Origin of the sequence: Bradyrhizobium sp. 6(2017), from assembly GCF_011058295.2 — a bacterium.
GTDB classification, from domain to species: domain Bacteria; phylum Pseudomonadota; class Alphaproteobacteria; order Rhizobiales; family Xanthobacteraceae; genus Bradyrhizobium; species Bradyrhizobium septentrionale.
Genome location: NZ_CP049289.2, coordinates 3,672,678 through 3,686,965, shown reverse-complemented (window position 1 = coordinate 3,686,965; position 14,288 = coordinate 3,672,678). Strand labels below are relative to the sequence as shown.

General features: G+C 66.5%; 10 protein-coding genes. 5 read left to right on the top strand and 5 right to left on the bottom strand.

Annotation, left to right across the window (positions count from 1 at the left end):
• Window position 1: 1 nt before the first annotated feature.
• Window positions 2-898 carry a LysR family transcriptional regulator gene (locus G6P99_RS17125; protein WP_029082339.1) on the bottom strand — a complete coding sequence of 299 codons (897 nt, stop codon included), beginning with the start codon at window positions 896-898 and terminating at the stop codon, window positions 2-4.
• Window positions 899-1,142: 244 nt separating this feature from the next.
• On the opposite strand from G6P99_RS17125, the gene G6P99_RS17120 reads away from it, so the two are divergent.
• The 5 genes from G6P99_RS17120 to G6P99_RS17100 are packed head-to-tail and all read left to right on the top strand — an operon-like array spanning window position 1,143 to window position 7,117.
• Window positions 1,143-1,619 carry a formate dehydrogenase subunit gamma gene (locus tag G6P99_RS17120; RefSeq protein WP_165128775.1) on the top strand — a complete coding sequence of 159 codons (477 nt, stop codon included), beginning with the start codon at window positions 1,143-1,145 and terminating at the stop codon, window positions 1,617-1,619.
• Window positions 1,616-3,184 carry a formate dehydrogenase beta subunit gene (locus G6P99_RS17115; RefSeq protein ID WP_029082341.1) on the top strand — a complete coding sequence of 523 codons (1,569 nt, stop codon included), beginning with the start codon at window positions 1,616-1,618 and terminating at the stop codon, window positions 3,182-3,184. The genes G6P99_RS17120 and G6P99_RS17115 overlap by 4 nt, the downstream gene beginning before the upstream one ends.
• A gap of 12 nt (window positions 3,185-3,196) precedes the next feature.
• Complete coding sequence (gene fdhF / locus G6P99_RS17110; protein ID WP_029082342.1) at window positions 3,197-6,073, top strand: formate dehydrogenase subunit alpha; 2,877 nt, start codon at window positions 3,197-3,199, stop codon at window positions 6,071-6,073.
• 2 nt (window positions 6,074-6,075) lie between these two features.
• Window positions 6,076-6,912, top strand: a complete 837-nt coding sequence (fdhD, locus tag G6P99_RS17105) for a formate dehydrogenase accessory sulfurtransferase FdhD (RefSeq protein ID WP_029082343.1) — start codon at window positions 6,076-6,078, stop codon at window positions 6,910-6,912.
• Complete coding sequence (locus tag G6P99_RS17100; RefSeq protein WP_029082344.1) at window positions 6,896-7,117, top strand: formate dehydrogenase subunit delta; 222 nt, start codon at window positions 6,896-6,898, stop codon at window positions 7,115-7,117. The genes fdhD and G6P99_RS17100 overlap by 17 nt, the downstream gene beginning before the upstream one ends.
• A gap of 168 nt (window positions 7,118-7,285) precedes the next feature.
• Here the strand turns inward: G6P99_RS17100 and G6P99_RS17095 are convergent, their stop codons facing one another.
• The 4 genes from G6P99_RS17095 to G6P99_RS17080 all read right to left on the bottom strand — a co-directional run bounded on the left by G6P99_RS17095 (window position 7,286) and on the right by G6P99_RS17080 (window position 14,243).
• Complete coding sequence (locus G6P99_RS17095) at window positions 7,286-10,252, bottom strand: bifunctional [glutamine synthetase] adenylyltransferase/[glutamine synthetase]-adenylyl-L-tyrosine phosphorylase (RefSeq protein ID WP_165128773.1); 2,967 nt, start codon at window positions 10,250-10,252, stop codon at window positions 7,286-7,288.
• Window positions 10,249-11,703, bottom strand: a complete 1,455-nt coding sequence (locus tag G6P99_RS17090; RefSeq protein ID WP_165128771.1) for a sensor histidine kinase — start codon at window positions 11,701-11,703, stop codon at window positions 10,249-10,251. The genes G6P99_RS17095 and G6P99_RS17090 overlap by 4 nt, the downstream gene beginning before the upstream one ends.
• 3 nt (window positions 11,704-11,706) lie before the next feature.
• On the bottom strand, window positions 11,707-12,387 hold the full coding sequence (locus G6P99_RS17085; protein ID WP_029082347.1) for a response regulator transcription factor: 681 nt from the start codon (window positions 12,385-12,387) through the stop codon (window positions 11,707-11,709).
• Between the two features lie 266 nt (window positions 12,388-12,653).
• The gene (locus tag G6P99_RS17080; protein ID WP_029082348.1) at window positions 12,654-14,243 is read right to left on the bottom strand and encodes a Do family serine endopeptidase; all 1,590 of its coding nucleotides are present in this window, start codon (window positions 14,241-14,243) and stop codon (window positions 12,654-12,656) included.
• Window positions 14,244-14,288 lie beyond the last annotated feature (45 nt).

The following is a 14,288-nucleotide window of genomic DNA, read 5'->3' as shown; positions in this document are numbered from 1 at the left end:
GCTACGCGCTCTCCAGCGTCGGCGCGACCTCGCGCGCGACCTGCACCAGGGCCGCGATCAGCGGCGTCATCGGATCGCGCTGCGGGATCACCATGCCGATGCTGTAGTCCACGACCGGATCGACGATCGGAATGCTGCGCACGGCATCCGCAAGGCCGAGCGTCTCGGCGAGCTTGGCCGGCATCACGCTGGCCCAGCGGCCGGTCTTCACATGGGTGTACAGCACCAGCAGCGAGTTCGAGGTCAGCGTCGGCGTCGCCTCCGCGCCGACCGAGGTCAGCGCACGGTCGATGATGCGGCGGTTCTGCATGTCGGGCGTCAGCAGGCAGAGCGGCACGGTGCCGACTTCCTTCCACGTCACCTGCTTGCGGTCGCCGAACATCGCGTCGGGCGCGGTCAACAGCCGATAGCTCTCGTTGTAGAGCGGGATGGTGCGGACCTTGCCGATCGGCTCGTTCTCGATATAGGTCAGCCCAGCGTCGACCTCGAGATTTTCCAAGAGGCCGAGCACGTCGGCCGACGTGCAGGACTGGATGCGGAAACGCACATCGGGATGGCGCGCCCGGAACGGCGTGGTGAGCGCCGCCACCATGCCGAGCACGGTCGGGATCGCCGCGATCCGGATCTCGCCCGACAGCTTGTCCTTGAGGCTGTTGATCTCCTGCTTCATCGCCCGGGTATCGCCGACGATGCGCCGGGCCCAGTCGAGCGTCCGCTCTCCCTCCGGCGTGAAACCCTGGAAGCGCGAGCCGCGCTGCACCAGCATCACGCCGAGGATTTCCTCGAGCTGCTTGAGGCTGGTCGACATGGTCGGCTGGGTGACGCCGCAGGCCTCCGCGGCCCGGCCAAAATGCCGTTCCTTGGCCAGTGCCAACAGAAGTTCCAGCTTGTCGATCAAGGATCAAACCCCATCGGAAAAACGGTGTCCCAACACTGTCACACGTACCACGACCGCCACGCGATCCCCAATCCAATACGCGACCGAAGTGCGTGATTCCAGACCATTATTGCGATCCTAAATCATCCGATTGCGCAACGCTATTAATCGCGTTTCGCAATCGCCGCATGAGACAGCTTTATTGATGTTTCGAGGGATTCCAATGCAGATGTGCAAAGCAGAAAACTGATCGTGAGAAGCGCGAATGACGGTGGGATACGAACCCTGGGACGCGGCGCGCGGCGCTGAAATCATCGCCGAGCACGCCAAGCTCGAAGGCGCGACGCTGGTGATCCTGCATGCGCTGCAGGAGGCGTTCGGCTACGTGCCGGAGCCGGCGATCCCGATGGTCGCCGAAGCGCTCAATCTGTCCCGCGCCGAGGTGCACGGCGTGTTCACCTTCTACCACGGCTTCCGCAAGCAACCGGCCGGGCGCCATGTCCTGAAACTCTGCTGCGCCGAGGCCTGCCAGGCTGCCGGCGGCGATGCGCTGGCGGCGCGTGCGGAGGCCAAGCTCGGCGTTTCGCTGGGACATACCACGGCGGATGAGCGCGTGACGCTGGAGCCGATCTACTGCCTCGGGCTGTGCGCCACCGCGCCGTCGGCGATGCTGGATGGCCGCGTGGTCGGCCGGCTCGATGAGGCGCGGATCGATGCGCTGGTCGCGGAGGCACAGCGATGACGATGCGGATTTACATCCCCCGCGATGCCGCGGCGGTCGCCGTCGGCGCCGACGATGTCGCCCTCGCCTTCGAGCAGGCTGCCACCGCGCGTGGCGCAGCGGTCGAGATCGTCAGGAACGGCTCGCGCGGGCTGTGCTGGCTGGAGCCGATGGTCGAGCTTGCGACCGCCCAGGGCCGCATCGCGTTCGGCCCGGTGACCGCGTGTGACGTCCCTGCCCTGCTCGATGCGATGGCCGGCAACGGTCAGCATGCCCTGCGGCTCGGTGTCACAGAGGAGATTCCCTGGCTGAAGCGCCAGACCCGCCTGACCTTCGTGCGCTGCGGCGTGGTCGATCCGCGCTCGGTCGACGACTACCGCGCCCATGGCGGCTACAAGGGCTTGGAGCGGGCGCTGACGCTGACCTCCGACCAGATCCTGGCCGACGTCACCACCTCGGGCCTGCGCGGCCGCGGCGGCGCCGGCTTCCCCACCGGCATCAAATGGAAGACGGTGGCCCAGGCCAGCGCCGACCGCAAATACATCGTCTGCAACGCCGATGAAGGCGACAGCGGCACCTTTGCCGACCGCATGATCATGGAAGGCGACCCCTTCGTCGTGATCGAGGGCATGACGATCGCGGGCATCACCGTCGGCGCCACCAAGGGCTACATCTACATCCGCTCGGAATACCCGCATGCGGTCGCGGCGATGAGCGCGGCGATCGCAGCCGCCCGGCGCGCGGGCTTGCTCGGCAAGCGCATCGGCGGCTCGGCGCATGAATTCGATCTCGAAGTGCGGGTCGGCGCCGGCGCCTATGTCTGCGGCGAAGAGACTTCGCTGCTGGAAAGCCTCGAGGGCCGCCGCGGCATCGTGCGGGCCAAGCCGCCGCTGCCCGCGCACAAGGGCCTGTTCGGCCGCCCGAGCGTGATCAACAACGTGCTGTCATTCGCGGCGATCCCCTTCATCCTCGACAACGGCGCCAAGGCCTACGCTGATTTCGGCATGGGCCGCTCGCGCGGCACGATGCCGATCCAGCTCGCCGGCAACATCAGATATGGCGGGCTGTTCGAGACCGCGTTCGGCGTCACGCTCGGCGAGCTCGTCGACGAGATCGGCGGCGGCACATTCACCGGACGCGAGGTGCGCGCGGTGCAGGTCGGCGGTCCGCTCGGCGCCTACTTCCCCCGCGCGCTGTTCGACACGCCGTTCGACTACGAGGCGTTTGCTGCGCGCGACGGCCTGATCGGACATGGCGGCATCGTGGTGTTCGACGACAGCGTCGACATGGCCAAGCAGGCGCGCTTCGCGATGGAGTTCTGCGCGGTCGAATCCTGCGGCAAGTGCACGCCGTGCCGGATCGGCTCGACGCGCGGCGTCGAGACCATCAACAAGATCATCAACGGCGACCGCGTGGCGGAAAACCTCGCGGTGGTCGAAGACCTCTGCAACACCATGAAATTCGGCTCGCTCTGCGCGCTCGGCGGCTTCACGCCCTACCCCGTGCTGAGCGCATTGAAACACTTCCGGGAAGATTTTGGCGGAGATTTAGGTCCCGCACCGGCCCGGCTGCAGGCCGCGGAATAACAGGAGATCACGATGTCGCTGATCCAGGAAACCGATTTCGGTACGCCCAAGTCCAAATCCGAGACGATGGTCACGCTGACCATCGACGGCAATCAGGTCACGGTGCCCGAGGGCACCTCGATCATGCGCGCGGCGATGGAAGCCGGCACCCAGATTCCAAAACTCTGCGCGACCGACATGGTCGACGCGTTCGGCTCCTGCCGGCTCTGCCTGATCGAGATCGAAGGGCGCGCCGGCACTCCGGCCTCCTGCACCACGCCCGCGATGAACGGCCTCGTTGTGCACACCCAGACCGAGCGGCTGAAGAAGCTGCGCAAGGGCGTGATGGAGCTCTACATCTCCGACCATCCGCTGGACTGCCTGACTTGCGCGGCTAACGGCGACTGCGAATTGCAGGACATGGCGGGCGCCGTCGGCCTGCGCGACGTGCGCTACGGCTATGAAGGCGAGAACCACGTGTTCGCCAAATCGCACGGCTGCGAAAACGACAACTGGATGCCGAAGGACGAATCCAATCCGTACTTCACCTACGATCCCTCGAAGTGCATCGTCTGCTCGCGCTGCGTCCGCGCCTGCGAGGAGGTGCAAGGCACGTTCGCGCTGACGATCTCCGGCCGCGGCTTCGACAGCCGCGTCTCGCCCGGCATGAGCGAGAGCTTCCTCGGCTCCGAATGCGTGTCCTGCGGCGCCTGCGTGCAGGCTTGCCCGACCGCGACGCTGACCGAGAAGTCGGTGATCGAGATCGGCCAGCCCGAACACTCGGTGGTCACCACCTGCGCCTATTGCGGCGTCGGTTGCGCCTTCAAGGCCGAGATGCGCGGCGAGGAAGTGGTGCGCATGGTACCGTGGAAGGACGGCAAGGCCAACCGCGGCCATTCCTGCGTCAAGGGCCGCTTCGCCTGGGGCTACACAACCCACAAGGAGCGTATCCTGAAGCCGATGATCCGCGAACGGATTGAGGATCCGTGGCAGGAAGTGTCGTGGGACGAGGCGTTCAACTTCGCCGCCGCGAAGTTCAAGGGCATCCAGCAGAAATACGGCCGCGACTCGGTCGGCGGCATCACCTCGTCACGCTGCACCAATGAAGAGACCTACCTGGTGCAGAAGCTGATCCGCGGCGGCTTCGGCAACAACAATGTCGACACCTGCGCCCGCGTCTGCCATTCGCCGACCGGCTACGGCCTGTCGCAAACCTTCGGCACCTCGGCAGGCACGCAGGATTTCGACTCGGTGGAGGACACCGACGTCGTGATGATCATCGGCGCCAACCCGGCCTCCGCTCACCCGGTGTTCGCCTCGCGGCTGAAGAAGCGGTTGCGCCAGGGCGCCAAGCTGATCGTGCTCGACCCGCGCCGCACCGAGATGGTGGCATCGCCGCATGTGAAGGCGCTGCATCTGCCGCTGATGCCCGGCACCAACGTGGCGGTGGTCACGGCGCTCGCCCACGTCATCGTCACCGAAGGGCTCGTCAACGAGGCCTTCGTGCGCGAGCGCTGCGACTGGAGCGAGTTCGAGGAATGGGCGGCCTTCGTCGCCCAGGAGAAATACAGCCCCGAAGCGACCGCGATCATGACCGGCGTCGATCCCCAGGATCTGCGCGAGGCGGCGCGGATCTACGCCACCGGCGGCAACGGCGCGATCTATTACGGGCTCGGCGTCACCGAGCACAGCCAGGGCTCGACCACCGTGATCGCGATCGCCAACCTTGCGATGGTGACCGGCAATATCGGCCGGCCCGGCGTCGGCGTGAACCCGCTGCGCGGTCAGAACAACGTGCAGGGCTCCTGCGACATGGGCTCGTTCCCGCACGAGCTGCCGGGCTATCGCCATATCTCGGGCGACGCCGTGCGCGAGCAGTTCGAGGCGATGTGGAACGTCAAGCTCAACAAGGAGCCGGGCCTGCGCATCCCCAACATGTTCGACGCTGCGATCGAAGGCAGCTTCATGGGCCTCTATGTGCAGGGCGAGGACATCCTGCAATCCGATCCGAACACCAAGCATGTGGTGGCGGCGCTGTCGGCGATGGAATGTGTGATCGTCCATGATCTGTTCCTGAACGAGACCGCGAACTACGCCCACGTCTTCCTGCCCGGCTCGACCTTCCTGGAAAAGGACGGTACCTTCACCAATGCCGAACGCCGCATCCAGCGGGTCCGCAAGGTGATGTCGCCGCGCAACGGCTATGCCGACTGGGAAGTGACGATCTTGCTCGCCAAGGCGATGGGATTCGAGATGCACTACAACCATCCGTCGGAGATCATGGACGAGATCGCGGCGCTGACGCCGACCTTTACCGGCGTCTCCTACGCCAGGCTCGACGAGCTCGGCTCGGTGCAGTGGCCCTGCAACGAGAAGGCGCCTGAGGGCACGCCGATCATGCATATCGGCGGCTTCGTACGCGGCAAGGGCAAGTTCATCGTGACCGAATATGTCGCGACCGACGAACGCACCGGCCCGCGCTACCCGCTGCTGCTCACCACCGGCCGCATCCTCAGCCAGTACAATGTCGGCGCGCAGACCCGGCGCACCGAGAACGTGGTCTGGCACGCCGAGGATCGCCTCGAGATCCATCCGCACGATGCCGAGCTGCGCGGCGTGCGCGACGGCGACTGGGTGCGGCTGGCGAGCCGCGCCGGCGAAACGACGCTGCGCGCCGAGATCACCGACCGCGTGGCGCCGGGCGTGGTCTACACCACGTTCCACCACCCGGACACCCAGGCCAACGTCATCACGACCGACTTCTCCGACTGGGCGACCAACTGTCCGGAGTATAAGGTCACTGCCGTGCAGATCTCGCCGTCGAACGGTCCGTCCGACTGGCAGAAGGCCTATGACGAACAGGCACGCCACTCCCGCCGCATCGCGCCGGTGGTGGAAGCCGCGGAGTGACGATGCGCGAGCCCGTCTACCAGGCGAACCGGAAGGTCTGGCGCAACGGCGTCTTCAGCGACGGCGCGCGCCTGATCCCGGAGGAGACGCCGCTCGCGCTGACCTATAATGGCGGCACCTACGCCGTGATGATGGGCTCGCCCGAGGACCTCGGCGACTTTGCTGTCGGCTTCAGCCTCAGCGAAGGCATCGTGCAATCGGCCGACGAGATCGAGACGCTCGACATCGTCGAGCTCGATGACGGCATCGAGCTTCGGATGTGGCTCAAGCCTGACAAGGCCGCGCAGATCGCCCAGCGCCGCAGAAATATCGCGGGCCCGACCGGCTGCGGCCTCTGCGGCATCGATTCCATCGCCGAGGCCGTCCGGCCGGCGGCGGTCGTTCCCGCGGGCCGTGTCTTCTCGCCGCGCGAGATCATGACCGCGGTGGCGGCGGTCGCGCCGCTGCAGGAGATCAATCACCAGACCCGCGCCGTGCACGCCGCCGCGTTCTGGACGGCGTCGCGCGGCATCGTTGCGCTGCGCGAGGATGCCGGCCGCCACAATGCGCTCGACAAGCTCGCCGGTGCGCTGGCCCGCGACAAGGTCGTCGCCAGCGATGGCATGGTGCTGCTGACCAGCCGCGTCTCAGTCGAAATGGTGCAGAAAACCGCTGCAATCGGTGCGCCGCTGATCGCAGCGGTATCGGCCCCGACCGCGCTTGCGGTGCGGATGGCGGACGCCGCCGGCATCACGCTCGCCGCGATTGCGCGCGCGGATGGATTTGAAATTTTTACGCATCCGGAACGTGTCACAGGCGCGGTGGCCGGCAAGGAGTCCGCTTATGTCGTCGTCGCCTGAAAAACTGATCTACATGGCGAACCAGATCGGGAAGTTCTTCCACAGCCAGGGCCACGACCGCGCCGTACAGGGCATTTTCGAGCACATCTGGAAGTTCTGGGACCCGCGGATGCGCAAGCAGATCTTCGCCCATCTCGACGCCGGCGGCGCCGGCCTCGACCCTGACGTGCTCGACGCACTGCAGAAGCTGAAGCAGCAGGCGTAGCAGGCCGACGACGCTCGTACTCTTAGACCGTCACCCTGAGGAGCGCGCTCTTGCGCGCGTCTCGAAGGGTCGACGGCCCGAGTGTGGCCGTGCATCCTTCGAGACGCCGCTACGCGGCTCCTCCAGCGACAAAGGCAAAGCCTTTGCGCGGGGATGACGGGTCGAGAGTTAGCCGCCGCCCACGATCGCGTTGAAGACGCGGCGCACCTCGCTTTGGGTCTCGCGCAGGCGCGCTTCCAGCGCGGAGAAATCCGGCGCGTCGCCGGCCCGCGCCATCACGCGCCGCAGGTCCTCGCCCGCGGTCTCCGGATTGAACTTGCCGGTGACGCAGAGCCGCAGGATCTGCGTCAGATCGTGATAGAGCCGCGCCGCCGAGCGCAATATCTCGGCCTCGGACTGGCCGAGCAGGCCGAGCCTGGCCGCATGCTCGAGCACCTGCAGCGTCGAGACGCTGAGGATTTCCGGCTTCACCGAGGCATGCGCGAGTTGGAGATATTGCGCGATGAAATCGATGTCGACGAGCCCGCCGGCGGCGAGCTTGAGGTCCCAGACGTCGTCCTCGCCCTTCTCCAGCGCGATCGCGCGCCGCATGTCGGCGACGTCGGCCGCGGTCGATGCCGCATCGCGCGGCCGGGTCAGCACGCGGCGGATGATCGCCTCGATCTGCTCGCGGAATGCAGGCGACGACGAGATCACGCGGGCCCGCGTCAGCGCCATGTGCTCCCAGGTCCAGGCCTCGCGCTCCTGGTAGTCGGCGAAGGCATCGATCCGCGAGGCGACCGGGCCGGCGCGGCCGGACGGGCGCAGCCGCATGTCGACCTCATAGAGCACGCCGTAATTGGTGCGGGTGGTGAAAGCGCTGATCAGGCGCTGGGTGAAGCGGGCAAAATACTGCGCGCCGTGCAGCGAGCGCTCGCCGTCGGAATCCGGCGACTCGCTGTCGAAATCGTAGAGCAGGATCAAATCGAGGTCGGAAGACGCCGTCATCTCGCGGCTGCCGAGCCGGCCCATCGCGATGATCGCGGTCTCCTGCCCGTTGATCCGGCCATATTGCGCGGCGAACTGGTCGGTGACGAGGCCGTGCACGGTGTGCACGATGCCCTCGGCGACGTCGGCAAAGGCTGTGCTGGCGTGCTGCGCCGACACCGTGCCTGACAGGATCCGCGTGCCGATCAGGAACAGGCTCTCCTGGCCGAACAGGCGGAGGCGGTCGAGGAAATCCTCGTAGGACGACGCATCCTGCAGCGTGGCGGCAAGCCGCTCCGACAGCTCCTTCTTGTCCGGCATGGCGCCGAAGAAGCGCGGGTCGACCAGGCCGTCCATGATCTGCGGCTGCCGCGCCAGCATGTCGCCGAGCCGCGGCGCAGCACCAAGGATCAGCGCCACCAGCGCAACGAAGTCGCGGTTCTGGCTGAGCAGCGAGATCAGCCGCCCGCCCCGCTGCAGCGCGCCGAGGAAGCGGTCGAACGCCGCCACGGCATCGTCCGGCTCCTCGGCATCGGCGAGACCGTCGATCAGGCCCGGAATGAACTCGAGGAACGCGGCACGCGTCGCCTCCACGCGCAGCGCGCGATAATCGCCCGCGATCCACTGCTGCAGTGTTGCGGCGACGGCAATTGGCTTCTTGAACCCAAGATGGGCAAGATGTTCGATCAGGCGGGCGTCTTCGGGGCCAGCACCGTAGTCGATATCCGGCAGCTTCGCGGTGCCGGTCGGATCGTCACCCTCGAACAGTTTGCCGTAGTGGTTCTGCACGATCTTGAGCTGGCCGAGCAGGTCCTTGGCAAAAGCCTCGCGATTCTCGTAACCGAAGAAATTCGCGAAGCGCTCGACGGCTTCCGGCTCCTCGGGCAGCGAGTGGGTCTGCTCGTCGGCGATCATCTGCAGCCGGTGCTCGACCCGGCGCAGGAATTCGTAGGCCGCCGTCAGCTCGTCGCGCGCCTCGAAGGTGATCCAGTTGCTGTCGGCGAGCACGTTGAGCGCCTTTAGCGTCGGCCGCACCCGCAACTCCGGATGGCGGCCGCCAGCGATCAGCTGCTGGGTCTGGGCAAAGAACTCGATCTCGCGGATGCCGCCGCGGCCGACCTTGACATTGTGGCCCTCGACCGAGATCTCGCTCTGGCCGCGATAGGTCTGCATCTGCCGCTTCATGTCGTGGACGTCGGTCAGCGCGGCAAAGTCCAGATGCTTGCGCCAGACGAAGGGCGCGAGCTCGGCGATCAACGCATCGCCGGCCTTGGGGTCGCCGGCGCAGGGCCGCGCCTTGATCATCGCGGCGCGCTCCCAGGTGCGTCCCTCGCGCTCGTAATAATGCAGGGCCGCGTCGGTGGAGATCGCTACCTGGGTCGAGGCCGGGTCCGGGCGCAGGCGGAGATCGACGCGGAAGACGTAGCCCTCGCCCGAGCGCTGCTGCAGCATCCGCGCCATCGCCTGGGTGACGCGCACATAGAACGGCTGCGGCTCGATATCCTCGGCAAGCGCAGTGGCGGCCGCGCGATCGAAGAACACGATCAGGTCGATATCGCTGGAATAGTTCAGTTCACCCGCGCCCATCTTGCCCATCGCGAGCACGATCAGACCTGAACCCGCTTCAGGATGCTCAGGATCGACGGCGGTCATCCGGCCGCGGGCGATTTCCTGCCGGAACAAATATCGCAGCGCCGATTGCACCGAAGTTACCGCGATGTCGGTCAGCGCCGCGGTCACCCGCATCACCGGCCAGACGCCGCCGATGTCGCACAGCGCGATCATCAACGCGGCCTCCGCCTTCATGCGGCGAAGCAGATGCATCACGTCGGCCTCGCTGCCGGCGGCAAGCACCTCGCGCGACGTGGTCTCGATCAGGTCGGCAAGATGCGACTCCGGGTCGCATGACAGGATCCGGATCAGGCGCGCGGGGTCAGTGCGCGCGAGCTCGAACAGGTATGGCGAGAATTCGGCGATGCCGCGCAGGATGTCCCGTGCGAACGGATGCTCCAGCAGCACCGCGAGCGCGGCCGATTGCGCCGGCTCGAGCTCGGCGAACCAGTCGGTCAGGCGCTGATCGGCGGATACGGAAACGGCGACATGCGGTCCGTCCGCGAACCGCGCGGCCAGACGATGTCGATCCGCGTTTCCCGGCGCGGCGGCATTCATGCCGCCTTCTGTGGCACATCCTGCGTTTGAGCCGCAAGCCTGTCACTGCCGCCCGCCCGCGCCGGCAGCACCAGGGTCGCCACCAGCCCAGGATGGGCGTCGCCGAGCCGCAGCTCGCCGCCATGGAGCGTGGCAACCGCCGAAGCCAGGCTGAGGCCGAGGCCGGAACCGGGCAAGGTACGGCTCGCCTCGAGCCGGACGAAGCGCTCCACCGCATGCTTGCGGTCGCCCTCAGGGATGCCCGGACCGTGGTCGGCGACGCTGAGCAGGACCTGGTCGCCCTCGCGCCGCGCCTCGATCAGGATCTCGCGCGCATCCGCCTTCAGCGGCTCGACGCCCGCGTCCGGCTTGCCGTATTTGATGGCGTTCTCGACCAAATTGGCGACCGCCTGGCTGATCAATTCGCGGTTGCCGTGAATCGGCGCCGGCATGGTCTTGACCTGCAGCGTCATGCCGTCGTCCTCGGCCAGCGGCTCGTACAATTCGTGGATGCCCTTGGCGACGTCGGCGCCGTCGAAATCGTCCATGTTGCCGCGCGCCTGGCCGGACTCGGCACGCGCGATCATCAGCAGGGCGTTGAAGGTGCGGATCAGCCCATCGGACTCCTCGATGGTCCGTTCCAGCGCCGCGCGATAGTCGGCCTCGCTCCCCGACCGCGCCAGCGCCTCCTCGGCGCGGTTGCGCAGCCGCGTCAGCGGCGTCTTGAGGTCGTGGGCGATGTTGTCGGAGACCTCCTTCAGCCCCGTCATCAGCGCCTCGATGCGCTCCAGCATGGCGTTGAGGTTTTCCGCGAGACGGTCGAGCTCGTCGCCGCTGCGGCCGACCGGCAGCCGGCCGGACAGATCGCCCGCCATGATGCGCTTGGTGGTACCGGTCATGGCGTCGATCCGGCGCAGCACGCGGCGCGCGACGAAGATGCCGCCGCCGATACCGAGCACGACAACGACGAGGATCGACCATTGCGCGGCCTTGGCGACGATGCCGAACATCCGCCGCCGCTCCTCGAGGTCGCGCCCGACCAGGAGACGGAAGCCGTTGTCCATCTCGGTGACCCGCACCAGCGCGCGGTGATCGGTATTGTCCTGGTCGTCGAACCGGCGATAGGCGGTCTCGCTCCAGCCCTGGACGCTCATCACGCCCGGCGCCAGCGAGCCGACATTGCCGGCCAGCGCCTGCCCGTTCGGCGCCGTCAAGAGATAGAGATTGGCGCCCGGCCGCAGCGCACGATTGCCCATGGTGGTCAGCAGGCCGTGCAGGCCGCGACGGTTATAGATGGCGGTGATCTCGCCGATCTCGACGTTGACGGTCGTGGTGATCTGCTCGGTGATCAGCCGCCGCGTATTCCAGGCGAAGTACGCCAGCAGCGAGGCGGCGAACAGCGCAAACAGGAACAGATAGACCAGCGTCAGCCGAAACGCCGTGGTCCGGATCAGTTTGCCGAAGGCCGTCACGATCTACCTTATGCCATCTCTGATCATATACCCAGCGCCGCGGATGGTATGCAGCAGCGGCCGCTCAAAGCCCTTGTCGATCTTGGAGCGCAGCCGCGAAATGTGCACGTCGATGACGTTGGTCTGCGGATCGAAATGATAATCCCAGACGTTCTCGAGCAGCATCGTGCGCGTCACCACCTGCCCCGCGTGCTTCATGAGATATTCGAGCAGGCGGAATTCGCGCGGCTGCAAGGTCAGCTCATCCTTGCCGCGGGCGACGCGATGCGACAGCCGATCGAGCTCGAGGTCGCCGACCCGGTAGGTGGTCTCCTCGGCCGGCCCGACATTGCGCCGCGACAGCACCTCGACGCGCGCAAGCAGCTCGGCGAAGGAATAGGGTTTTGGCAGATAGTCGTCGCCGCCGGCGCGCAGGCCCTTGATGCGGTCGTCGACCTGGCCAAGCGCCGAGAGGATCAGGACCGGCGTCCGGTTGCCTTTGTCGCGCAGAATGCCGATCAGCGACAGGCCGTCCCGCTTCGGCAGCATGCGGTCCACAACCAGCACGTCGTAATCACCGGTGTCGGCCATCGACAGCCCTTCCTCGCCGTCGGCGGCGAGATCGGCGATATAGCCGACTTCGCGGAATGCCTTGACCAGATAGTCGGCTGACTCGCGGTCGTCTTCGATGATCAGGATGCGCATTTGCGGAGCGGTTGCAGTCACGGGAATTGGCCCTCTGTCAGCATGGCGCGGCCGGCCTGCACATGCAAGACGACCGCGCATAATCTCGAATTGTTAGAGAAAAGTGGGCGGTGAAGCTGGGGGACCTCACCGCCCTGAGACCTTCCGACGGAGGGGGGCATATTCCATCGAAAGGCAACATAGGGAGCGAGCAAGGGGCCCGCCCCCCGGAAAGCGCCGTCGGCGGGGGCGACTGATGCCGGCGACACTTTCCAACTCATAGATAGTTATCCCTTGGCCAAAGGCACTGCCACAAAGCGCGACGAACCGCCGCTCTTCACGCGCATGAGAACACTGTTCTTGTTGTCGCTGCGCGCCGCGGTGATCGCGTCACGCACCTCACCGGCAGTGCCGACCGACTTGCCGGCGACCTCGAGGATCACGTCGCCTTCCTTGAAGCCCCGCTCGGCGGCAGCACTCTTGGGATCGACTTCGGTCACGACCACGCCTTCCTTGCCGGCACCGGCCACGCTGTTGGCAGGCGCCACGGTGAGGCCCAGCTTCGGCACGTCGGTGCCGCGGGACGAGTTGCCCTTGTCGCTGTTGTCGGTGTCAGCCTTGGCTTCCAGGGTGTTCGGCAACTGGCCGAGCGTGAGGTTGATGGTCTTGTCCTGGCCCTTGTGCAGCACGTTCAGCTTCACGGCATTGCCGGGCGCGAGGCCGCCGATGGTGCGGGCGAGCTCGCGGGCATCCTTCACCGCCTCGCCATTGACGGCGGTGATGACGTCACCGGATTCGATGCCGGCCTTGGCCGCGGGGCCGTTGGCCTGCGGTTCGGCAACCAGCGCGCCTTCCGCCTTCTTCATGCCGAGGCTGTCGGCGATGTCGGAGGTCACTGGCTGGATCTGGACGCCGATCCAGCCGCGGCTGACCGAACCCTTGTCCTTCAGCTGGGCGACGACGCTCTTCACGGTCGCGGCGGGGATCGAGAACGCGATGCCGACGCTGCCGCCGGACGGCGAGTAGATCGCCGTGTTGACGCCCATCACCTCACCGGACACGTCGAACGCCGGGCCACCCGAATTGCCCTTGTTCACGGGCGCATCGATCTGGATGAAATCGTCGTACGGGCCATTGCCGATGTCGCGGCCGGAGGCGGACACGATGCCCGCGGTCACGGTGCCGCCGAGACCGAAGGGATTGCCGACCGCCAGCACCCAATCGCCGATGCGCGGCTTGCTATCGGAAAGCTTGGCAAACTGGAAGTTCGAGCCGCCCTCGACCTTGATCAGTGCGAGGTCGGTGCGCGGATCGGTGCCGATCACCTTGGCGGAATAGGTCTTGCCGTCGTCGGTCGTGACTTCGACCTTGTCGGCGCCGTCGACGACGTGATTGTTGGTCACCGCAAAGCCGTCAGCCGAGATGAAGAAGCCGGAGCCCTGGCCAGTCACGGCCCGGCCGCCGCCGCGCGGTCCACCGCGCAGGCCCGGGGGCAGGCCATCCGGACCGCCGAAGCGGCGGAAGAAGCGCTCCATCGGCGAACCCGGCTGGAACGGCGAATCGTCATTGTTGCTGCTGTCGTCCTTGGCAACCTTCTCGTTGATGTTGACCTTGACCGAGATCACCGACGGCTTGACGCGCTCGACGATGTCGGCAAACCCGACCGGCTGCTGGACCTTGCGGACCTCGTTGTTGACCTGGGCGTGCGCAGGCGTCGTGAACAGGTCGGCAGGATTATGCGAGGGGCTGAGGCCATAGGTGGCGGCACCGAGGCCGGCCACGACCGACGCCATCAGCGCGAGTTTGCGGGCAGAAAACAGCGAGCGCTTCGGCGCCTTGTAGGACGGAAGGGTCGAGAGGTCGGGACGTTCGGTCATAGGCTGAAATCTCCAGGGCCAGAATCATTGGTGCAGGGGCAAGCA